This window comes from Natronococcus pandeyae, from assembly GCF_008122205.1.
Taxonomy (GTDB): Archaea; Halobacteriota; Halobacteria; order Halobacteriales; family Natrialbaceae; genus Natronococcus; species Natronococcus pandeyae.
The window spans coordinates 1-22,153 of sequence record NZ_PHNJ01000013.1; the positions used below are offsets into that span (position 1 = coordinate 1).

The 22,153-nt window shown below is 62.6% G+C and carries 21 protein-coding genes and 2 pseudogenes; 11 read left to right on the forward strand and 12 right to left on the reverse strand.

Translation table 11 applies throughout. The features are described from left to right. Positions 1-345: 345 nt before the first annotated feature. Both CV102_RS19195 and fmdA (CV102_RS19200) read left to right on the forward strand, forming a co-directional pair. On the forward strand, positions 346-822 hold the full coding sequence (locus CV102_RS19195; protein WP_148859654.1) for an FKBP-type peptidyl-prolyl cis-trans isomerase: 477 nt from the start codon (positions 346-348) through the stop codon (positions 820-822). 274 nt (positions 823-1,096) lie between these two features. Then, the gene (gene fmdA / locus CV102_RS19200) at positions 1,097-2,368 is read left to right on the forward strand and encodes a formamidase (RefSeq protein WP_148859655.1); all 1,272 of its coding nucleotides are present in this window, start codon (positions 1,097-1,099) and stop codon (positions 2,366-2,368) included. A gap of 27 nt (positions 2,369-2,395) precedes the next feature. On the opposite strand, the gene CV102_RS19205 is transcribed toward fmdA (CV102_RS19200), so the two are convergent. Further along, positions 2,396-2,731: a hypothetical protein gene (locus CV102_RS19205; RefSeq protein WP_148859656.1), complete on the reverse strand. Its 336-nt coding sequence runs from the start codon at positions 2,729-2,731 to the stop codon at positions 2,396-2,398. 357 nt (positions 2,732-3,088) lie between these two features. Here CV102_RS19205 and thsA point away from each other — a divergent pair, with 357 nt between their 5' ends. Then, positions 3,089-4,789 carry a thermosome subunit alpha gene (thsA, locus tag CV102_RS19210; protein WP_148859657.1) on the forward strand — a complete coding sequence of 567 codons (1,701 nt, stop codon included), beginning with the start codon at positions 3,089-3,091 and terminating at the stop codon, positions 4,787-4,789. A 72-nt stretch (positions 4,790-4,861) separates the two neighbouring features. On the opposite strand, the gene fmdA (CV102_RS19215) is transcribed toward thsA, so the two are convergent. Continuing rightward, positions 4,862-6,121 carry a formamidase gene (fmdA, locus tag CV102_RS19215; protein WP_148859658.1) on the reverse strand — a complete coding sequence of 420 codons (1,260 nt, stop codon included), beginning with the start codon at positions 6,119-6,121 and terminating at the stop codon, positions 4,862-4,864. 202 nt (positions 6,122-6,323) lie between these two features. Here fmdA (CV102_RS19215) and CV102_RS19220 point away from each other — a divergent pair, with 202 nt between their 5' ends. After that, positions 6,324-6,962 (forward strand): hypothetical protein, encoded by a 639-nt coding sequence (locus CV102_RS19220; RefSeq protein WP_148859659.1) that lies wholly within the window; start codon positions 6,324-6,326, stop codon positions 6,960-6,962. A 28-nt stretch (positions 6,963-6,990) separates the two neighbouring features. Here the strand turns inward: CV102_RS19220 and CV102_RS19225 are convergent, their stop codons facing one another. Next, a complete protein-coding gene (locus tag CV102_RS19225; RefSeq protein ID WP_148859660.1) occupies positions 6,991-7,260 on the reverse strand; it encodes a transcriptional regulator in 270 nt (89 codons plus the stop codon). 194 nt (positions 7,261-7,454) lie between these two features. On the opposite strand from CV102_RS19225, the gene CV102_RS19230 reads away from it, so the two are divergent. Next, a complete protein-coding gene (locus tag CV102_RS19230) occupies positions 7,455-7,997 on the forward strand; it encodes an AmiS/UreI family transporter (protein ID WP_148859661.1) in 543 nt (180 codons plus the stop codon). 34 nt (positions 7,998-8,031) lie between these two features. On the opposite strand, the gene crcB is transcribed toward CV102_RS19230, so the two are convergent. Both crcB and CV102_RS19240 read right to left on the reverse strand, forming a co-directional pair. Then, positions 8,032-8,379 carry a fluoride efflux transporter CrcB gene (gene crcB, locus CV102_RS19235; RefSeq protein WP_233710744.1) on the reverse strand — a complete coding sequence of 116 codons (348 nt, stop codon included), beginning with the start codon at positions 8,377-8,379 and terminating at the stop codon, positions 8,032-8,034. Next, positions 8,372-8,761, reverse strand: coding sequence for a fluoride efflux transporter FluC (locus CV102_RS19240; protein ID WP_148859662.1), 390 nt, complete (start codon positions 8,759-8,761; stop codon positions 8,372-8,374). The genes crcB and CV102_RS19240 overlap by 8 nt, the downstream gene beginning before the upstream one ends. 219 nt (positions 8,762-8,980) lie before the next feature. On the opposite strand from CV102_RS19240, the gene CV102_RS19245 reads away from it, so the two are divergent. Beyond that, positions 8,981-9,427 (forward strand): universal stress protein, encoded by a 447-nt coding sequence (locus tag CV102_RS19245; protein WP_148859663.1) that lies wholly within the window; start codon positions 8,981-8,983, stop codon positions 9,425-9,427. A 60-nt stretch (positions 9,428-9,487) separates the two neighbouring features. Here the strand turns inward: CV102_RS19245 and CV102_RS19250 are convergent, their stop codons facing one another. The 5 genes from CV102_RS19250 to CV102_RS19270 all read right to left on the reverse strand — a co-directional run bounded on the left by CV102_RS19250 (position 9,488) and on the right by CV102_RS19270 (position 14,393). Continuing rightward, positions 9,488-10,066, reverse strand: coding sequence for a carboxymuconolactone decarboxylase family protein (locus CV102_RS19250; RefSeq protein WP_148859664.1), 579 nt, complete (start codon positions 10,064-10,066; stop codon positions 9,488-9,490). A 147-nt stretch (positions 10,067-10,213) separates the two neighbouring features. Beyond that, entirely contained in the window at positions 10,214-11,083 is an 870-nt protein-coding gene (locus tag CV102_RS19255; protein WP_148859665.1) for an alpha/beta fold hydrolase, read from the reverse strand. 186 nt (positions 11,084-11,269) lie between these two features. Continuing rightward, the gene (locus CV102_RS19260; protein ID WP_148859666.1) at positions 11,270-11,983 is read right to left on the reverse strand and encodes a class I SAM-dependent methyltransferase; all 714 of its coding nucleotides are present in this window, start codon (positions 11,981-11,983) and stop codon (positions 11,270-11,272) included. 156 nt (positions 11,984-12,139) lie between these two features. Further along, positions 12,140-12,688, reverse strand: a complete 549-nt coding sequence (locus CV102_RS19265; RefSeq protein WP_148859667.1) for a hypothetical protein — start codon at positions 12,686-12,688, stop codon at positions 12,140-12,142. Between the two features lie 196 nt (positions 12,689-12,884). Then, entirely contained in the window at positions 12,885-14,393 is a 1,509-nt protein-coding gene (locus CV102_RS19270) for an amidase (RefSeq protein WP_148859668.1), read from the reverse strand. 601 nt (positions 14,394-14,994) lie between these two features. Here CV102_RS19270 and CV102_RS27165 point away from each other — a divergent pair. Beyond that, positions 14,995-15,162: pseudogene (locus CV102_RS27165) on the forward strand (class I SAM-dependent methyltransferase); the annotation flags it as partial. 72 nt (positions 15,163-15,234) lie between these two features. Here the strand turns inward: CV102_RS27165 and CV102_RS19280 are convergent. Then, on the reverse strand, positions 15,235-15,879 hold the full coding sequence (locus tag CV102_RS19280) for an SDR family oxidoreductase (RefSeq protein WP_148859758.1): 645 nt from the start codon (positions 15,877-15,879) through the stop codon (positions 15,235-15,237). A 777-nt stretch (positions 15,880-16,656) separates the two neighbouring features. Between CV102_RS19280 and CV102_RS19285 the strand changes: the two genes are divergently transcribed. From CV102_RS19285 to CV102_RS19295, 3 genes and pseudogenes are all read left to right on the forward strand, one after another. Next, on the forward strand, positions 16,657-17,949 hold the full coding sequence (locus CV102_RS19285; RefSeq protein ID WP_148859669.1) for a hypothetical protein: 1,293 nt from the start codon (positions 16,657-16,659) through the stop codon (positions 17,947-17,949). Positions 17,950-18,298: 349 nt separating this feature from the next. Then, positions 18,299-18,532: a PRC-barrel domain-containing protein gene (locus tag CV102_RS19290; RefSeq protein WP_148859670.1), complete on the forward strand. Its 234-nt coding sequence runs from the start codon at positions 18,299-18,301 to the stop codon at positions 18,530-18,532. A gap of 15 nt (positions 18,533-18,547) precedes the next feature. After that, positions 18,548-18,932: pseudogene (locus CV102_RS19295) on the forward strand (DUF192 domain-containing protein); the annotation flags it as partial. A gap of 125 nt (positions 18,933-19,057) precedes the next feature. Here CV102_RS19295 and glmS read toward each other — a convergent pair. Further along, positions 19,058-20,848 carry a glutamine--fructose-6-phosphate transaminase (isomerizing) gene (glmS, locus tag CV102_RS19300; RefSeq protein ID WP_148859671.1) on the reverse strand — a complete coding sequence of 597 codons (1,791 nt, stop codon included), beginning with the start codon at positions 20,846-20,848 and terminating at the stop codon, positions 19,058-19,060. 642 nt (positions 20,849-21,490) lie between these two features. On the opposite strand from glmS, the gene CV102_RS19305 reads away from it, so the two are divergent. Further along, positions 21,491-21,934, forward strand: a complete 444-nt coding sequence (locus CV102_RS19305) for a hypothetical protein (protein WP_148859672.1) — start codon at positions 21,491-21,493, stop codon at positions 21,932-21,934. The last annotated feature ends 219 nt before the right edge of the window (positions 21,935-22,153 follow it).

The window sequence follows — 22,153 nt, forward strand, 5'->3', positions numbered from 1 at the left end:
TCGAGTCCTGAAACCACCTCAATCGCGAGGCTTCCCTTGTAGGAAGCCCCGCCGTTTACGGCGGGTGAGGATGTCACGAGGACTGATTTCTCCGACTCTCGGGATACGCCGGACTCCTGAACAGTCCGAGGAAATACGCGAAACTATCGTGGTGAACGTATCCTCTGTATTCAGCAGCCAACCCTTGTTAGCTACTAAGACTTTCAACAGAGCCGGAGTGTCCATATCTGCCTCGGACACTCCAGTAACTATCCCGCGATCAGTACCCGCCAAACAGGACCACCACCGACACCCTCCCGGCGTCGATGACAGGTCCTTTATCCCCCACGACACTACCGAGTATCCATGCCGATCGAAACCGGCGACTCGGTCACGATCGAGTACACGGCCCGGTTCGCCGACGGTCTCGTGTTCGATACGACGCGCAAAGAGGTCGCCGAGGAGACGGGGCTGGCCGAGCGTCTGCCCGACCGCGAGTACGAACCGCTCACCTTCGAGGTCGGCGACGACGAGGTCATCGAGGGGATCAACGACGCGCTCGTCGGGATGGCAGCAGGCGACGAGACGACGATCACGGTCCCACCGGAGAAAGCGTACGGCGAGCGATCCGACGACCGAGTCGTCGAATACCCGACCGTCGAGTTCGAGCAAATACTCGAGTCGGAGGGCCGGTCCCTCGAGATGGGGATACAGATCGGGTCCGAGGACGGAAACGTCGGCGAAGTCACGCATATCGATCCGGAGATCACTCGGATCGACTTCAATCACCAGCTGGCGGGCGAGACCCTCGAGTTCGACCTCCAGGTTCTCGAAGCCGACTGAGTCTCCACGTCCGGGGTGAGAGAGTCCCCAAGCTGCTCCGTCCGCTCGGCCCGTGCCGGCAGGAGCCGAGCCAGCCAGCGTGGCGGGATGCCGGACGAGCCACACCGGTTCGTCGCCGAACAGCCGTTGGAGGGGGACGTCCCACCACGGGACTATCTAATCGATCCTGAAACGGACTCATCTTATTTTTATACGTTTGTAAATATGGTTATCGAGAACCATTATTGCCGTGCTCATGGGCGTAGCGGATGGGCTTGCTGGCCCGGAGTGACCTATGCCCGAAGTACAATTCGAGGTGGACGTCGACGCGCCACCCGACGACCAGCCAGGAGACAAGCCGTTCAATCGCTGGCATCCGGAGATCGAGTCCGTCGTGACGGCCGAACCTGGTGAGACGGTCCGGCTCGAGTGTCTCGACTGGACCGGTGGACAGATCCAAGACAACGACAACCCGAACGAGGTCCGCGACGTGGACCTGAACCAGGTCCACTATCTGAGCGGGCCCGTCGAGGTCGAGGGCGCCGAACCCGGCGACCTGCTGAAGACGACGCTCCTCGACATCGGCCCGCTGAACGAGCGGTCGGAGTTCGGCTTCACCGGGATCTTCTCCCAGCAGAACGGCGGCGGCTTCCTGACCGATCACTTCCCCGACGCCGCGAAGGCGATCTGGGATCTCGACGGGACGTACGTGTCCTCCAGGCATATCCCGGACGTCTACTACGAGGGAATGATCCATCCCGGCCTGATCGGGACCGCCCCGTCGCAGGAACTACTCGAGGAGTGGAACGAACGCGAACAGGAACTGATCGAGAAACACGCCGAAGATCCCGAGTCGATCCAGAACCATCCGACGGGCGAATCGGAACCGCCCGTCGCCTCCCCGCCCACCACCGACGGCGCGCTTCCGGGTGAGGCGACCGGCGAGACGGCCGACAGGATCGCCGAAGAGGGGGCCAGAACGGTCCCGCCGCGGGAACACGGCGGCAACTGTGACATCAAGGACCTCTCACTCGGGTCGACGATCTACTTCCCGGTCTACGTCGACGGTGCGAAGTTCGGTATCGGCGACCTCCACGCCTCCCAGGGCGACGGCGAGATCACCTTCTGCGGGGCGATCGAGATGGCGGGATACGTGGACGTGAAGTTCGAACTCGTCAAGGACGGCATGAACAAGTTCGGCATCGACCATCCGATATTCGAACCGGGACATCGGGGCCCGAACTTCTCCGACTACGTCGTCTTCGAGGGGTACTCGGTCACGGAGGACGGCGAACAGCGGTACATGGATCCCCACGTCGCGTATCGGCGCGCCGCGCTCGAGGCGATCGAGTACCTGAGCAAGTTCGGCTACACGCGCGAGCAGGCGTACATGATCCTCGGAACGGTGCCGATCGAAGGGAGGCAGAGCGGGATCGTCGATATCCCGAACGCCTGTTCGACGATCGCCGTCCCGAAGGAGGTCTTCGAGTTCGACGTCAGCCCCGACGCGCTCGACGACCACGACGGGCGCGGACAGATCCCGATCACCGACGACCCGCTGGGGTGATCGGCTCGGCCGCGTTCGACACCACGCTCAGTCCGAATCCCGCTCGGGGGAATCGAGCAGATTCTCCGCTTCGAGCACCTCGCGGATCGGCGCGGTCAGCGGGAGCAGTTGCTCCTCGTCGACGCGCTCGAGGTCCTGCACCTCGCCGGAGGCCAGCGCGTGATAGCGGTCCGCACCGAGGAGCGCGAGCCGCATGACATCGTTCGTCGTGAACAGTCGCTCTCCGACGCTGTCGTTGAGTTCGTCCCGAATCGCTCGGAGCCGTTCGCGAGTCTGCATCGACATCGTCAACGACACCTGGAACTGGTGGGGTACGTCCTCGTGAAAGCGAGTCGCCGCGGATGCGATCTCGTCGTCGTCCATGAGGGTATGCCACCAGAGAGACGGACGTAAGTATTCGGGAGGGTCCCGTCTCGAGATGCGGGAGCGGCGTCGACGTAGCGCCTCGGGACCGCCACGATTGAACCAGCGATGGCACGCTCGAGCCGGCTCGAGCCCACGCCGTGAGCGGGGCCGTGTTCAGAGACTACCGTGAGTGAGCACCGGACGGTGAGACCACCACGAAAGCCCCCTTACGGTCCCACCCACGATGGCTGGCCAGGCAGCCGGCCCGGGCGGGACGTTCGTCGTGGTCGCGTCTCTCGGCGAGTCGGTGTCCTCTCAACACCGTCGTGAACGGCCACCGTAGCTTTTTGTTCGTACCCGGTGAGAGAGACCCTCATGTCAAAGGGTGCCAGCCCGTATCAGGTGTTATCACAGGGAGTCGAATTTCAACAGCTCGATAGCCGCGACGCCCAGACGGATAATATCGCGGCTGCGAAGGCGCTGTCAGAGGCGATCAAGACGACGCTCGGTCCCAAGGGGTTGGACAAACTGCTCGTGGGGGCCGACGGCACGATGGTCGTAACGAACGACGGTGCGAGTATCGTCGATCGGATGGACATCACCCATCCCGCCGCGCAGTCGATCGTCGAGATCGCAGCACAACAGGATGCACGGGTCGGTGACGGGACGACGTCGGCGCTCATCCTGGCGGGTGAGTTACTCACGGAGGCCGAGACGCTCCTCGAGGACGGGCTCCACCAGATGTCGATCGCTCGAGGGTACACGCTCGCTTGCGACCGCGCACGGGAGACGCTCTACGACCAGGCGATTCCGGTGAGCCCCGACGACGCGACGCTCCAGGCCGTCGCCCGGACGTCGGTCACCGGCAAATGGGGGCGGGACGCCAGCGACTTCCTGGCGCAGAAAGCGGTCGCCGCCGTCCGTGCGATCGAACGGGACGGGACGGTCGACCTGGGGCGAATTACGCGCAAAGCGATCCCGGGAAGCTCCTACTACGATTCGGAGCTCGTCGACGGACTCATCATCGATATGGACTCGTCGTCGACGACCCCCGTCTCGCTCGAGCCGGGCCTTCCCAACGTCTTCGAAGATGCGACCGTCGCACTGATCGACGACCAGCTCACGATCGAAACGGCGACCGGCCAGGGGGCGGTCAGCCTCGAGACGCCGGACGACCGCCACGAGTTCAGAGAGTACGAACAGGAGGTCTACGAGCGGTACGTCGACCGGATCGCCGGCGCGGGTGCGGACGTCGTCTTCTGCCAGAAGTCGATCGACGACGCGGTCCGCTACCTGCTCACGAAGGAGGGGATCCTCCCCATCGAACGGACTCGACAGGACGAACTCGAGAAGGTCGGCCGCGCCACGGGCGCGCGTCCGGTTGGGACCGTCGACGACCTGACGGCCGCAGAGACCGGGCGCGCCGAACGGGTGGAGCGACGCGATGTCGGCCCGACCGAGGTGGCGATCGTCGACGGCGGGAGGGACGTCGATCAGGTCTCGGTGCTCCTCCGAGGGAGTACACAGCAGGTGGCAGACGAGACGAAACGGGTCGTCGACGGCTGTTTTCACGTGCTGTCACGGACGATCGAAGACGGCGTCGTCGTTCCCGGCGGTGGGGCAACAGCGGTTCACCTCGCAGGCGATCTCCGCGAGTACGCCGCGACCGTTCCCGACAGAGAGCAACTCGCGATCGAGGCGTTCGCCGACGCCCTCGAGGTGATCCCCCGGACGCTCGCCGCGTCGGCAGGGCTGGATCCGATCGACACGATCGTCGAGTTACGCGCGAGCCATCACGACGGCGATCACACGACGGGATTACGGCTCGAGAACGAGTCGGGGCGAATCGGTGACGTCGTCGAGGGGGAGATCGTCGAACCCCTCGCAGTCACAGAACGGGCGCTCGCCAGCGCAACGGAAGCCGCGAATCTGCTCGTCCGCATCGACGAAATCGTCGCGGTGACCCGCGACGAAGACGGCCACGACCACGACCACGATCACGACCACGGCCCCGGCGGACTCGTCGAGAGTACCGAAGGCTACCCCTGGGCAGTCGGTCACTCGATGGGGCACTAACGGCCGATCGCGGGTCGGCCCCCGGTGTCCGCCCGTCTCGAAAAACGGGGGGTAAAGAAGCGCAGGTCCGGATCAGGAGGGTTTGGCGACGTCTCCTTTGTCACTCGAGTCGTACTCGTCGGTGAGCGTATCCGGATCGATGTCGATGTCGAAGGCTTCGTTGGGGACCGAGACGGTCACACAGGTGTTCGGCAGGTCGACGATCCCCGCGATCCGGCTCTCGACGGGGACCGTGCTGAGCAGGATGTACGCCTGTTCTTCCGTGTACCCGAAGTTCGTCAGATAGTCGATGGCGTCCAGACAGGCTCGACGCATCCCGACGTTCGCGTTCTTGTAGTGCTGGGTGCCGTCCTCGTCGACGGAGTACCCCTCGAAGACGACGTAGTTCGAGAAGTCGGGATCCTGGTACCCCGGTTTGAACATCGCGTGGTCGGTCCCTAACTTCTCTACTCCGTCCTTGATCAGATCGACTTTCATGTCGATCCAGCCGGCGATCTCGATCGCCCCGCAGAAGGTGATCTCGCCGTCACCCTGGGAGAAGTGCAGATCGCCGGTGATGAAGTTCGCTCCCTCGACGAAGACGGGCAGGTAGACCCGCGAGCCACGGCCGAGGTTCTTGATGTCGCAGTTCCCGGCGTTCTCCCGGGGCGGGATGGTTCGGGCAGCCTCCTCGGCCGCCTCCTCGACGTCGTCGTCGTCCATCTCGCCGAGCAAGACCTCGTTCGGTTCCGGGGGGAGGGCGAGCGGCGGATCGTCCTCTCTGGTTTCGTGATTGACCGCCGTCTCGGCCTCTGGGCCCCTCTCGATGAGTGCCTGTTCGCGTTCGTTCCACTCCTCGAGCAACTCGTGGGAGGGCGCGGTCCCGACGATACCGGGGTGAACGACGCCGGGGAATCTGACGTCCTCGATGTGCCGCGAGTGCGTCAGTACCCCGTCGACGTCCCAGATCGCCTTCCGTGCCTCCGGGAAGTGATCGGTCAGGAACCCACCGCCGTTGTCCAGTTCGAAGATCCCGGTGAACCCCCACTCGTTGTCCGGGAACGGGCCGAGGTCCAGAATGTCGATGACGAGCACGTCACCGGGTTCGGCGCCCTCGACCTCGAAGGGGCCGCTCAGGTGGTGGTTGGGGTCCAACCGCATATCCCGGATATCGTTCGCGCTGTCGTCGTTTTTCACCTGGTTCCCCGTCCAGTCGAGACACTCGATCCGGACTTTTTCGCCGGGTTCGATCGACGCTGCCGGCGGGACGTCCGGGTGCCAGCGGTTCACTATCGGATCCGGTTGGTCATCGATGGACGCGTCTACGTCCACCTCGAATATCGTTTCCGGCATGATACGTGTTGACTGCCACCACATCAGTATTTATAGCTATCTCACAGCGCGGAACACGGTGATTATTACTAGCCCAAATTGGCGGATAGAAATGCGGTTCTGGCGGGCGCCCGATCGGTGATACGAGACGGGGCGTCCGCGCTCGACGCGAGTCCCCGATAACGTTTTTTGCTCGTGTATCGCGAAGGACAGCACTACTTCCATGACGACCCTCGAGTCACTGCCTGCGATCGAGAGCTGTCTCGAGACGTACCGCGTTGCATACGCCTCCTTCGACGAGCGCCCGTTTTCCACGGCTGAACTCGCCGATCACGAAGACGGGCCCGAATCGTCGGCGTCCGATCTCGAGTACCGGCTCACACTTCTCGTCGCGTACGGGCTCGTCGATCGAATCGACGACGATCGCTACCGCGTTCGCTGTTCGCCCGACGAGAGTCCGGCGAGATGGCGAGAGCGGGCCGCTGAACGGGCCGAAACACTCCATCGGTTGATCACAGCCTCGACGGCGACCCAACGGCCGGCAACGGCCGAACCGGATCCGGGGCGATTGAAGCGGGATGACGACACTTTCGCCAGCGTCTTCGTCGGTGGCCACGACGACGTGGACTCCGTCGCGACCGCGGCAGCGACTGCGCTCGATGGAGGCGACGCGCTCGCGGGTATCGTCCTCCGAACGTCGGGAGCGCGTGCCGATCGCGCCCAACGGATCGCAGACCACCTGTGCGCTCCCGAGATCACCGATCGAACCGATCTCGACTCCTCGTTCGAAAAGGGGTTTTCCGACGTCGTCGGCGACTCCAAAGACGAACTCGAGTTTCGATTGTTTCTCCGGACGGCCTGATTCGACCGGGGAGAACGGATCCGGACGATCAGTCTCCGGACTGCTCGGCGCCGACCCACCAGATCTCCTCGTGGACGACCCAGCCACCGGTCTGGAGGTTCTGCGAGAGCGTGATGTGATTCCCGTCCGGATCCGAGACCGTAACCGAGTATCGATCCGTCTCGATGACCTCGTACGGCGTCTCTCGATTATTGATCGTGATTTCGTCGCCAGCGCTCAACTCATCGAACCGGTCGGTGATCGTTTTCGGCGGGAGTCGTTCCCGGTCCGTAGTGGTGGGCGTCTCCTTCTCGGTCATCCGTGGTCGTCCGTACCACGGCCTCGACTATAATCGTTGGACGTGTGACCGAAGCAGAGCGGGTTTTTGATCAGTTTCTCTCAGAAGAGTGTGGTCAGCGAGTGACATTTCACTCGTGTTGCGGTCAGAACTATTGTTCCGCCGACTGCAGCAGATATTGTGTGATACTCACACGCAAGTAGTGGTGAACACCAATGTCACTGTACATGATCCTCGGCATGGGACTGATCTTCGTCGGTGCCGTGCTGGTAGTGAACGGGATATGGTTACTCGGGAAAGGTGCGGACAGCGACGTCGCGATACTGAACTTCTTCGTCGGAATATTGACGTTCATCATCGCCATGTGGTGGGCGTTCGGTGAGTTGTGGGCGTTCGGCGAGTACGAGTCCGGAGACGCGTTCGTGGCAGCGGGAACGTTACTGTTTTCGTTCACCTACCTCTGGATCGGTGCGAACGCGATCCGCGGTATCGGTGATCAGCGATCGTTCGGCTGGTACTGTATCCTCGTCACTGTAATCGCCATCCCGACGGGCTACCTCGTGTTTCTCGGCGGCGACATCGGACTCGCCGGACTCTGGTGGATCTGGGCAGTCCTCTGGGCGACCTTTTGGGTCCTGTTAGGGCTGGAACTCGATGAGTACACGAATCCGATCGCGTGGTTCACTACGATCGTTGGGCTCATCACGGGTGCGGCTGGCTATCTGATGGCAGCGGGATTTTGGCCGTGGGCGGTCTGAAAAACCGAGTTCAGCAATCCGATACCGGCGTCGATCACCCCGTCAGGAACCACGCGACTCCGATCGCCGCGACCGAGACCAGGATGTTTCCGAGCGCGTAGACGACCGCAGTCCACACGTGCCCGTCTTCGACGAGTCGGACGGTGTCGACGGAGAACGTCGAAAACGTGGTGAACGCGCCACACACTCCGACGCCGACGAACAGTCGGACCGACTCCCCCAGATCCGAAAACAGCACCAACCCCAGCAGGAAGCTCCCGACGACGTTCACCAGAAAGGTTGACAGCGGAAAGCGGTCCCCCTCGACGATCGTGGCAACGGTGTATCGCCCCAGCGCACCGACCGCACCACCGACGCCGACGAGGAGGATCGACTCACTCACGAGACCCACCCCGGATTCGCAGTGCGACCCATCGACCGAGGACGACGCCCGCAAAACCGAACGAGTAACTGGCGCCAACGTTGAGTAAGCCGAGCAGCGGCTCGACTGCCACCGTTTCGTACGCGAACGTGCTGTACGTCGTGTACGAGGAGATGAAGCCCGTCGACACGAGCAATCGTCCCCTGTCGGTGAGATAGTCGGTGTACATCGCTTCGTAGACGACGAACCCGAGCACGAAGCTCCCGGTCACGTTCGCGACGAAGGTCCCGGTCAATCCCGGATACAAGAGCCCGATCCCGTACCGGGCGTTCGCCCCGAGAAACCCGCCGATCACGACGAGTCCCACCACCTCGATGTCGGCAAGCCGGTCTCGAACGGTCATCCGTTGAGATGACACCATTCTCTTTGAAATTACTATTGTACAGGGGAGCCGTTCGCCAGATCGAAGCGCGAAACTCGAGGTCCGTATTCGCTCGCTCGTCAATCGAACAACTGCACTACTCGGCGGACGCCGGACCGACTTTGGATCGAACCGGGTGGAGTGACCGACTACAGACGCCAGCACAGCTAATGATTTTTATCTGGCCGCCGAACGGCGACTATGTACGACCGGATTCTCCTGCCGACGGACGGAAGCGACGCAGCGACGGCTGCGACCGAGCACGCCATCGACCTCGCCAGGGCGTACGACGCACCGCTTTACGTCCTTCACGTCGTCGATACGAGGCCGTACGATGCGGAGAGTATCACACAGTCGGTGATCGAACCGCTCGAGGAGCGAGGCCAGCGGGCGGTCGACGAGGTCGTCGAGGCCGCGTCGGCACACGGACTGGATCGGACCGAAACCGCCGTCGTTCGCGGTGACCCACACGAGACGGTCCTCGAGTACGTCGACGAACACGATATCGATCTGATCGTGATGGCAACACACGGGCGGTCGGGGGTCAAGCGGTATCTGCTGGGGAGCGTTACGGAGAAGATTATTCGAACCGCGCCGGTACCGGTTCACGTAGTGCGTGCGACGGAGACCGATCTCGAGGACGGATAGGCGGGCCATGCGGATAACGGAAGTCGCCGTCTCCGGCGCTCGATCCCGAGTGGGGTCCCGCTACGTATCCCGTTCGAGCGGATACTCGAGTCCGGTCGGATACGGGCTCTGTTCGGTGGTATCTAACTGCAATGCGATACAGAACCTGTCGAGTCCCACTTCGATTCCGGCAAACAGGAGGAGTTCGATGATCGCCTCGTCGCTATATTCTGCTTTCAGTTCGGCGAAGAACGCGTCCGGGATCTCCTGTGGATCTCGAGACATGTAATCCGCGACGCGAACGGCGAGTTCTTCGCGCCGGGTGAGTTGACTTGTATCGATTCGATCGGAGAATACGGCGTCTTCTTTCGGCTCGACTTCGTCTTTGACTTCCCAGGTGCGCACGGTTCCACAGTACGCACAGCCGTGGACTGCAGCAACCCGCAGCCGCATCAGTTCCAGCGTCTCCGAATCGATAGAATCGCTGCGTGGGAACAGCCGGAACATCCGGACGAGTCGCTTCAAAAGCCGAGGCTGATGCGCAACAGCACCGAAGTACGCGGAGTCTTTGTACCACCCCTCCTCGCTTTCCTGAAGGATTTCGTTGACCTCGTCGTCGTCCGAGTCACCGGGAGCTATCGGTTCGATACGGGGAGACATGCAACGGTCTATGGTAGCAATCCACATAAAAGATCGATCGTACCGGACGCCAGTCCTCGTCTCGCTGAGAACCTCTCGGCCACCAATAATGAGTCGACCGCCGTGCAGAACTGTACTCGTTCGAGTCGCCCGAAAGAGGCTGCACCGCTACGCCAGGAAGGGCTCGAGTTCCGCGAGCGTCGCGTCGGGCGCCTCCTCCATCACGAAGTGGCCACACGACAACCCCCGACCGCTGACCGACGTCGCCCACTCCTCCCAGACGTCGAGCGGGTCGAAGTCGACGGTCCCGGAGGCGTCGCCCCACAGCGCCAGCACCGGACACTCGATCCGGTCGCCGGCCTCGCGCGAGGCCCGATCGTGCTCGAGGTCGACGCTCAGCCCGGCCCGGTAGTCCTCGCAGCTCGCCCGGATGACGCGTTCGTTCTCGAAACAGCGGTGGTACTCGGCGATCGCTTCCGGATCGAGGCGGTCGGGATACACTGCCCAGTTGTCTATCAAGTGGTCGACGTAGAAGGTCGGCTCGTTGGCGAGCAACGTCTCCGGGATCGGATGTGGCTGGGCCAGGAACAGCCAGTGATACATCGCGTAGGCGTACTCGTGGTCCATTCGCTCGACCGTTTCGAGCGTCGGAATGATGTCGAGGGCCGCCAGCTTCTTCACCCGGTCGGGATGGTCGAGTGCGAACCGGTAGCCGACGCGACCACCGCGGTCGTGGCCGACGATTCGGTACGTATCATATCCCAGTGAGTCCATGACTGCGACCATATCCCTGGCCAACACCCGATTGGCGTACTGCCTCGTCTCGGGATCGGCCGGCCCCGTACTGTCGCCGTACCCGCGGAGGTCGGGCATCACGACCGTGTAGTCCTCGGCTAACTCCGGCGCGACCTTATGCCAGGTTGCGTGCGTCTGCGGGTATCCGTGAAGCAACAACAACGGAGGTCCATCGCCACCTCGGCGGAGGTACATTTCTGCCTCGCCGACGTCGATACGCGTCTCCTCGAAGTCCCCAAACATACCGAATGCCCCCACTCGTGCGTTACTAAAGGTGGTACATGTTCGCACAGACGAATTCGATTCGGGGACATCGTGCCGTCTAGCTGGGGCAGGTTGAGAACCGAGCAGATCGTACCGGTAGTCTTGTACCGGCTGTCTGCTGGTTCTAATCGACCGAACCGACTCAGAGACGCTCGCTCATCGGCGTCACTCGGCGTCCCGTGGCCCGGCCGTTCGACAGACCGCCGCGTACGCGGTGCCGGCGACGGCCGTCTCGACGAGTTCACACTCCTCGAAGACGGCTCGTCCCGACTCGAGGACGTCGTTGTCGGGATTCCAGTTAGCGTACCAGCGGAAGAACCGCCAGATAACCGGGTTCAAAAGCCGCACGGGGCCGCTCGGAGCGGGCCTGACGTCCACCAGGGCGAGGGGGCCGCCGGGGACGAGCAGCCGACGGACGTTCTCGAGCGTCCGGCGGGCGTCCGGCATCACGCCCAGCGAGAGCGTCGCGACGGCGGCGTCGAACCGCTCGTCGAAGTCGACCGTCGTCGCGTCGGCACGGCGGACCTCGACGTTCGCCCAGCCGTGTCGGTCGACGCGTTCCCTGGCGTTCTCGACCATCCCGGGACTGTAATCGACGCCGGCGAGCCGTCCCTCCGTTCCGATTTTGTGCCGGATGTGCTCGAAGTTCACCCCCGGCCCACAGCCGACGTCGAGTACGCGGTCGCCCTCCTCGAGCTCCAGCCGGTCGATCGTCGCTTCGCGTATCGGTTCGAAGTCCCGTTCGCTCATGCCGTACCAGTCACTCCAGCGGTCCCACACCCGTCGGTTTCGCTCGAGGTGGGCCGCGTAGCGTCGATCGTTCGGGACATCGGGTGGCGCCTCCGAGGGGACTCGAGCGCTCTGTGAGTCGGGTTCCATAGTCGAATATCGTCGACGACGTGAGAGTAGCTGGTGGCGAAATGTATCGCCATTTTATATCCGGTCGGCGAGCACGAGGCGTCGACACACGGCGACGCCGGAGACGCAGGCGAATCGCGTGCCGCCCGCACCGTTCCCGGAATCCACGAGACGAGATCAGGTTCCGACCGTCCGCGTCACCGAGTTCGCGGGAGTGTGTGCATTGCTCACCGTTTTCGAGAGCGTTTCGGCGAACTCGAGTTGCCCTTCGTCGAGGCGGGTCTGCCACACCGCATCGCCATCGGCCGCCTGGAGAACGATCCGGACGCTGCCGTCCGGCGTGTGGTACGCTTCGATCAGCAAGACCAGCCCTATCAGACCGACGCTGAGGCCAACGACCACGAGTACCCCCGTCAGTCCACCCCCGTCGACGACACCGAGGAGCGCGATCGACACCAGGGCGAGAAACAGCGCGGCGATTCCAGAGACGACTGTCTCCTGATCGACCCCCGGTGTCGTCTTGTGCTCGATTTTCGCACCGCCGATCCGATCGAGGTACGTCGTGTTCACGACCGTCGTGGTCTCGTCTCGCCCGGTCGTCGCGAGCTGCACCACCCGCCGATCGGTGAGGACGCCCACCTCGTCGTCAGTCGAGTAGCTGTCGATCGTCGTCTCGCCGTCGTCGAGAAACGACTCGAGTCGCTGAAACTGCTGCCGTGACGCCATCGATACCGGACCATCTCAGCGAATTGAATTTACATTTTGGGTGACTATCAGGACTGATACTCGGCACCCGTTCGGTTTCAGCCAGCAGGGACGCGCCTCGACTTCGATCACCCGACGTCGTCGTACCCGTTCACCTCCCATCGTTGTGCCCGCATCGTGGGCCGCTCGGTTGGCTCGAGCGCAACGATGGACCGGGTCACTCCGACAGTGACGGCGCGGTCTCCGGTGGCTGACGGTGCTCTGTCGCCTGTTCGAAGGAATAGCCCAGTTTCAGCAGCGTCGGTTCATCGAAGGGGCGTGCCAGCAGTTCGATACCGACCGGGAGACCATCGTCAGTGAATCCAGCCGGGATCGAGACTGCACTACAGAGCGACTGCGAGGCGATGATCGTATTCGTCGCAAAGGTCATCGTTTCGTACTTTCCGTCCCGGATTTCGCGTTCCGTCGGGGGAACGACTTGCACGTCGGGGTAGACGATCGCATCGAGGTCGTGGCTCGCAAACACGTTCAGAATCTCCTGCTGGAACGTTTGTTGTGCGTTCCGCCGCTTCCAGTAGTCCAGATGGTCCGAGAGATCAGTCGGGCCGTCTTCGGCGAATCCAATAAACAGATCCAGCAGGTCGTGGTACTGGCCGTTTTCGTAGAGTTCGTCGACGGAATCAACGGGCCCGTCGCGGTCGTCGAGGAACTCGTTGAGGTCACGCTTCGACTGCAGGATGTAGAGCATCGTGTCCTCGAGGGACTCTGCCAACCGTGGAATCTCGACTGGATCGAGAACTGTCGCGCCCACGTTCTCCATCGTCGTCAGCGCTCGTTCGATCACCTCGTTGACCGGCGCAGCGGCGGGGTTCTCGTCGTCACCGAACCCATCCCGGAGCACACCGATTCGAGCGTCGTTCAACCCGTCTGCGAGGAGGGAGTTCGTATATGAGCCGTGAACAGCGGCTAGCTCGGTCTGCCCGGTGAGTGTGTCACGCTCGTCGTAGCCGACGAGGACGTCGAGTAGTTTGGCCGTATCACGGACCGTTCGGGTCATTGGGCCAGCCGTATCTTGCTGTGAGACCAGCGGACTCATTCCGGTTCGGCTGATCAAGCCGGGCGTCACACGGATCCCGACGAGGTTATCGAACGACGCAGGGACGCGAATCGAGCCGCCGCAGTCGGTTCCAATACCGACGGTGCCCAAGTTCGCCGCGACTGCCGAACCGGTCCCACTGCTCGACCCGCCCGGATCCCGCGTCAGGTCGTACGGATTTTTCGTCCGCCCACTGACCGAGGAAAATCCGAACCACGACGTGGCCCAGTCCGGCATCGTCGTCTTCGCCAGAAGAATCGCCCCTGCGTCGCGCAACCGTCGTATTACGTCTGCGTCCGTCTCGGGAAGGTATCCGTCGAACGCTTCCGAGCCGTACGTCGTTGCCAGGTCCCTCGTTTCGACGTGATCTTTGACGAGCACGGGGATTCCGTGGAGCGGTCCGGCGAACGTCCCCGTTTCGGCGAACGTTTGGTCGAGTTCGGCTGCTCGCTCCGACGCGGTTTCGTTGACCGTCACGATCGAATTGAGCTCGGGCCCGCCACGATCGTAGGTATCGATCCGTTCGAGATACCGGTCAACGAGCCCTTCGCTGGTAAGTGTTCCAGCTTCGAACGCGCGGTGCAGTTGATCAATCGTCGCTTCTTCGATTGGGTGCTGTGTGTTCCCCATGTGCTCACTCTTCGGTGGAACAGCGCATAGCTCTGCGGGGGTCCCAGAAACGTTGGGATGAGCCCACACATTGTGGGCCCACCCGGACCCCTCGCGTTCCACAGATAGCCTCCAGCGTCAACATATCACCTATACTAGAACTGAGACTGTTTGTGTATTGTGGATCGGTTTTACAATTTTCACCACACACCATGTTCTATATTTCCGTTATCTGATATGATACAGGGATAGCACCCAAGCCAGTAGATCTTTGAAGATTACGGGGGTGACCACTGGTAAATCAAGAATTATCGACAACTGACGCGCGCGAGAAAGCATCGGGCTCTCCGTAGAGAGGAACCAGATAACCAGGAAGTATATTTTCCATCTTCGATTGGCGATTCACAAGCGCCCTCCGTTCACGTCACGAGTATCCCGCTCGCGATCGAACGCCCGACTGAGCGAACCAACCGTTTAGCTGGCTGGGTTCGGTTCACTCTCTCACGATGACTGCGTTTGGAGACGACGCCTGGAACGCGGCCGCCTACGACGACGCCCACTCGTTCGTCTACGAGTACGGCCGGACCTCCTCGAGCTGCTTGAGGTCGAACCGGACGACCGCGTGCTCGATCTCGGCTGCGGGACGGGCCACCTGACGAACGCGATCGCCGACAGCGGCGCGACCGTCGTCGGCCTCGATCAGTCGGCCGAGATGATCGCCACCGCCCGCGAGTCGTATCCCGACTGTACGTTCGTCCGCGCGGACGCGAACGAGTTCACCGCTGACGAGCCGTTCGATGCCGTCTTTTCGAACGCGACGCTCCACTGGACCGACGACCAGGACGCCAGACGACCCCGAAACTCAGTTATTGGGACGGATCGCGTCCTCGATAGGAGTCTCGCCGCCGAAGAGCCTGATCGTTTCGCCGACTGTGTCCGCGGTTGCGAGACAGGCGACGACTGTCTGGGCAACATCGGCGCGCGGGATCTCGTCGCCATCCGCGTCCCGATAGTCGAAGGCTGCCGAAATCTGTCCCGTTCCCTCGTCGTCGGTGAGCGCGGTCGGCCGAAGAATCGTGGCCTCGAGCGGGGACCAGTCGAGATAGTCGTCAGCACATCGCTTGGCCACGTGATACGGACGAATCGCGTCGGGCGCGGCCATTGGATCGCTTGCGTTGTACGCACTGATCATCACAAACCGGTCGATGCCGTGCGCAACGCAGGCGTCGATACTTCGCCGCGCTCCCCAGAGATCGATCAGCAGCGTCTTGTCCCAGCCGGTGTCCCCGCCAGAACCAGCGGTGAATACGACGGCGTCGGCGCCTTGAAGTGCTGGCGCGAACTCCCCTTCGAGATCGCCCAACCGTGGTTCGCCGCCGCGTTCGCGGACCGCACCGAACTGTGATTCGTCTCGGACGACTCCGATCGGGTCATGGCCGGTTTCAGCAAGTCGAGGGACTAATTCGCGGCCGATTCCGCCATTCGCGCCGATAACTGCGACTTGCATCGTCTCCCATCTCTCGCGGTCTGGATGAATAGCTGCTATGGTCACTCCCCGTCGTTCCAGTACACCGACTGCGCAAGACAACGCTCTCGACGACGTGCACATTCACAGAACGTGCCGAGGCGTCCAGCGAGCGAAGAACGGCGTTGACCACCACCGCGGCTCACCGATCATGGGCGTGGAGGGGGACGGGGGGACTTCCAGTGTAAACCGGCGTGGACGATTGGGTACTTGCCGAGTCACCGACGGTGGTGCCGGTGACCCGCGGACTCACCGGACTGAACTGATAATTAGTTGCATATATTTGTCATAGACCATCTAAATATAGAGCCACCGAGCCCCGCGAGTACGATGGTCCCGATTCTGGCGAGATCTGCACCGATTGGCTCGAGTGCAACGAGCGACGGATGGCCACTCCCTGCCTACGGAGTTCGCCTGTCCGTAGCGGATCGGTGCTCTTGCTCACGGCCGACTTCGAGAGGAACGCCCTGTCCCGGACAGATGCGTATCGACTGGCGGGGTCGCCCCCGATACGTTCGAACCAGAGGACGGAAACACCCTGCAATAGCCGCTTTTATCGACCACCGTAGGTACTTATTTCCATGTCCGAGGTGAGTTACAAGTGAGATGGAATGACGAGGAAGACAGCGGTGGTCGGCATCGACGGGCTGGGCTGGCACCCTCTCGGTCGGTTGGAGGGGCCACGACAGAAAGCGCACCCCGAGAACGGCTCAGCCACGACGTTCTGGATGGGAAGACACGTGTGAGTCGAGACCGCCGATGAATCGCCGCTATCTCTTGCTTTTCGGGCTGCTCGTCCTCGCCGCCAGCTATCTGGTCGCCGGCGGGGTGATCGATCCGTCGACCGAATCGCCCGAGCCCGAGACGCTCGATCGCGACCGGCTGGTGCAACCCGAGGAGAACGGAAGCTACATCTGGCCGTACACCAGCCGTGACCGATCGACCGACGAACGAACGCTCGCGATCAACCTCATCGTCCACGGCTCCGACGAGCGCGTCCAGCGGGCGCTCGTCGCCCAGGAGGAACTCGAGTGGGAGGAACTGGATCCCGATGCGGAGGACGAACCGGAAACCTACGAGGACGCCGAGGATTCGATCCAGTGGGACGACGCCCACGGCTCGTCGCGGTACACCTATGCCGACACCGGACCGCACGGCGGCGACGGTGTCTGGATCGAAGAGAGCTATCAGCTCCATACGGGCGAGTACCTCGGGAGCCGGTACCACATCCGCGCGTACACGACGGAGCACGACGACTGGACGGCAATACAGGTGCACCAGGAGCACTTCGACTGGTTCCGGCTTCGACATACAGTGACTGACATTCAGGAGTCACAGAACACGCTCGAGGCGGAGTTCCTCGACGAGCCCTACGTCGAGGAAGTCCGACGCGAGTATCACGGCACGCACGGGGGCTGGAACGACGGCTGGCTCTCGGTCATCGAGTTGGCGGCCATCACACCCGTGATGGTCGGGAGCGTCCTCGGCCTGCTGGGAGTGTTCGGTGCCCAAACCGTGCAGGGGCTCTTGCGCGGAACCCGTGGCCTTGCCAAGTGGGCGTATCTGAACATCCGCGGCTTCATCCTCGCAGGGGCGCTCGCCGGTCTGGTTGTCGGCGTTCGGAGCGCCGGCCTCGCCGTAGAGGCGGCGGTGCCCTGGATCACCCCCCAGGCGTTCGTCGTCGTGCTTTATCCGATATTGGTGATCGGCTTGCCGGTGACGACGATCGTGCTCACCCAGTCGCTCGACACGGCGGGCCGGTTTTTACGGTTACAGCGCGTTGTGAACTGGCTGGGAGACCCGTTGGAACCCCAGTCCGCGTTCGCGTTCACTGTCGTCGGGCTTGGTGGGGGATTCGTTCTGGATTTCGTCGCGATCGGGGTCATGGCGCTCCCGATCGAGCTGTTGCTCCACCGACTCGGGCTGATAGTCACGCTCGGGTTGCTCGCGGCGGGATCCGCCCGCAGCGATGTCGAAGGAGCCGTGCTCTTCGGTGTTGGCCTTCTGGGATGGATCATTGGTCTCGCGATGCCGCTGTTCGGCTATCTGTAGTGTGTTGACATGTGTGGACATCACATCCAGATCTGCGGTCTGAGTAAATCGTGTTGGTGTTTTAGAGGGAGTCAGCCAGTTCTCAACCGGGTAGCCGAGGGACGTCCGTTGAAAACGACGGCCGCCGTCGCTGCCGTCGCTCGCGAAGCCTGTCAGTAGTGCCACCCTATCGTGCCGTCTCACGGTCGATCAAGGCAGTGACCTGTCGTTCGTTGTCCCAACGTGTTCCCGTGCGTCGTCGCGGAACTCTCGAAGCAGGTGCCGGCAACGCTCCGAGAGACTCGCCGGCCTCTCAGCGGGTGCTACACACCCTATACTATTTATTATTCATCGGTAGTGCAGTGAGTGTATGCGTGACATCTTGGCCCGGGATCTCCAGGAGAAGTCGATCGTTGGAACCGACGGCAGGACCTTCGGAACGCTGTACAACATCACGATGGACCCAGACTCCGGCATGCTCCGCGACCTCGTCGTCGACCCGCACGAGTCGAAGACGACAGCCGACACGGACGACGGCCGATACCGAATTCCGATCGGCCGGGTCAAAACGGTACGCGACCAGATCATCATCGACACCGACTAGGAGATCGAGCACCGCTACGAGTCGACCGACGTTCGCGTGACGACCCCCGACGGTGACGAACTCGGTAACGTGACAGCGGCGATCGCGGACACGCAGGAACTGCAAGGCTCGGCTTGAGCGACACCGACGAGCTCCCCGACGATCGCGGCATACTGTACGTCTACGACGCGGTCGAGGAGCGGACGTTCGGCATGCCCGACATGTCCTTCGGCATCGACATCGTGTTCGCCGATGACGAGGGGCCACAACGAGTATTTTCAATGCGCCGGTGCCGGGACCGGAGGAGGACGGAACCGAACAGACCTACTCCGGTCGCGGCCAGTACGTGCTGGAAGTCGTCTACGAGAGGACCGTCGAGCGCGGCGTCGAGGAAGGGGACGTCCTCCAGTTCGAGCTGTGACCGATGTGGTCGGGATCGCCACCCTCGCGGCGAACGGACCGTGACTTGGGTCTCCGACCAGGAGCTGCTCGCGACTCCGATATCGGCGTACGAGCTCAAAAAGCGGCTCCGTTCAGTGTGGGCTCCTACTCGACGGTCACGCTTTTCGCCAGGTTGCGCGGCTTGTCGATCGACCGCCCCAGACGGTTGGCGACCCAGTACGAGACGAGTTGCAACTGCACGTTCGCCAGGATCGGCGTCAGCTGCGGATGGGTCGAGGGGATTTCCAGCACGTGATCGGCGTACCGGCCGACCTCCTCGGGGACGTCGGTCACCGCAATGACGGGTGCGCCACGGGTCTGGACCTCCTTGACGTTCCCCAGGGTCTTCTCCAGGCGCGACCCCGCCGTCAGCAGCGCAAAGACGGGCGTGTTCTCGGTCACCAGCGCGAGCGGGCCGTGCTTGAGTTCGCCGGCGGCAAAGCCCTCGGCGTGTTTGTAGGTGATCTCCTTCATTTTGAGCGCGCCCTCGAAGGCGACCGGGGCGGTGTACTCCCGGCCGATGAAAAAGTAGGCGTCGGCGTCGACGTAGGCGTCGGCGACCTCGCGCGCCCGCGACGAGTCGAGCACCGTTTGGACCAGCTCCGGCAGCTCGCGCAGCCCCTCGAGAAACGCCGGATCGGAATCGCCGACGAGTGCGCCCGTGAACAGCGCCAGGGCGACCTGCTGGCTGACGAAGGTTTTCGTCGCGGCGACGCCGATCTCGGGACCGGCCCGGATGTAGCAGACGTGGTCGCACTCGCGGGCGGCCGAACTCCCGACCGTGTTGGTCAGCGCGAGCGTCGTCGCGCCGGCGCCGTTGGCCTCCCGCAGGGCACGCATCGTGTCCGCGGTCTCCCCGCTTTGCGTAACCCCGACGACCAGCGTCTCCTCGTCGACCGGGACCGCGTCGGCGGTGTACTCGCTGGCGAGGAACGTCTGCGTTGGGATCCCGTGCTCGCGCAGCAGGCGGGCGCCGTAGCGTGCGGCATTAGAAGAGGTGCCGCAGGCGACGAACTGAACCATTCCTTCGGGCTCGAGGTCGGCCAGCCCCTCGAGCGTAATCCCGCCATCGGGTTCCGCGATGCGGCCGCGCAGACACTGGCGGATCGCGCGGGGCTGTTCGTGGATCTCCTTTTTCATGTAGTGGTCGTAGCCGCTTTTCGCGGCGTCCTCGGGATCCCACGCGATCGTCTCAACCACTGTTTCGACCACGGAGCCCGTCTCGTCGGTGACGGTCACAGTAGCGGGGGTGATCGTCGCGAACTCACCGTCCTCGAGATAGATCACTTGATCCGTATACTCAATGAACGCCGGCACGTCGCTCGCCAGATAGTGGCCGTCGTCCCCGACCCCCAGCACGAGCGGCGATTCGTGGCGTGCCGCATACACCGTCTCGCTGCCTCGGAACACCGCCGCGATGGCGTAACTGCCCTCCAGTCGATTGATCGCCTCTCGGAACGCGGTTTCGTGGTCCACACCGACCTCGAGGCGCTCCTCGATCAGATGTGGGATGACTTCGGTGTCGGTGTCACTGGCGAACACGTGGCCTCGTGCTGCGAGTTCGTCGCGCAGTGCTTGGTAGTTCTCGATGATGCCGTTGTGGACGACCGCGACTCGCCCGTCCTCGTCAGTATGAGGATGGGCGTTGGCGTCCGACGGCGGGCCGTGGGTGCTCCAACGGGTGTGACCGATCCCGGCCGTTCCCTCTACGCTGGCGTCGGGGAGTGCGTTCTTGAGTGCTTGCACCTCGCCCTCGCGTTTGTAGACTGCGAGCGAACCGTTCGCGAGCGCGACGCCCGCCGAGTCGTACCCCCGGTATTCGAGCCCCTCGAGCCCGGTAAGGAGGACATCGAGCGTCGCACGGTCGTCGCCCGTATAGCCGATGATCCCACACATTAGGGGGTCTCCCACTCAGCTCGTCGGTTCCCTCGTTCGAATCCAGAGATAGTCTTCAGAATTATCACACCAATAGTAACATCCGCGTTCCCGTTTATTTATTTCGATCAGTCTTTCTGAGAACATTGTTACACATTATAGTATGAAACTCTCCTTCACCGATATATGCTGCGAGCAAGAGACCGGCCGCCCGGATGAGTGGCAGGGCTGCGAGCACCCCTTTGTGCGGTCTACTGACGATTCGGATGTGGCCACTCACGTACGAGTCGGGGCGTGTCCGCGTGCAGTCGGGGTCGGTGATGATCGGTAGAAGAGAGACGCCATGTGCACCGTCCCTGTTAGCCTCCGCTGCTGATCACGCTGGTTCAGCGGTAGCCTCCTGGCAGCCGTGATCGAGAGTCCATCCTCCTTTCCGGAACTCCGTAGATTCGAGTGCACAACCAGCGATCGCTCACAAATTCGCCAGCCCGGACACCACCAGAGTCCGCCCACTCGAGGAGATCGGCTCGAGCGGACGGTCTTCAAGCCAGTCGAGAACGTCCGAGGTGACGCTCGGCCACTGACCGTGTACGCTCTCATTACTGAAGCCGACGAGCGCCGAATCGCCTCGTTCGGCCGGTCTCACGACCGGCGGAGACACCTATGGCTCCCGCACTCGTCCACTTCCTCGTCGGCGCAGCGCTCCTCCTCCTGCTTGCGACGCCTCTCGCGCTTCGGTACCGGCTGCCAGCGTGGGTGCCGCTGTGGCTCGTCGCCGTCGGCGGGCTCTGGGGACTGTTTCCCGATATCCACCACATCGCGCCGATCTACGGGGCGGAACTGCACGCATTTCACGACACTCAGTGGGCGAATCTGTTTGCCTTCCACTACACGCTCGATCGACCGGCCGTTCGCACCCAGCACAACGCGAGTGTCGTGGGAGCAATTCTGTTCTTTTTCGCTGCTACCGGGACGTTTACGCTCGCTGCAGCGGTGCACGCACGAACGACGATCGCGGAGACGACCGCCCCCCATCTCGTGGCGGTGGCGACCGCGGTGGTTCCGGCGCTGCTGGTCGTCGCTGCGATGAACGGTGGGCTCCTGTAGGCCCGTGACCTGTCTGGCCGGGACCACAGTGGACCGGTATGTGGGAACGCGAACTAATGGCAACTCTGAGAGGACCCCTCCCGATTCAGACGGAGTAGCGGTATCGTAACGAAGATGTCCTACTGAGGTCTGAGCCGTTGGAGTTTGTTCGCTATGGCTGTAACGAGGTGATCTCTCACTCGGTTCGAGCTTGGATACGCTGTCGAGTTCGTGCGGAAT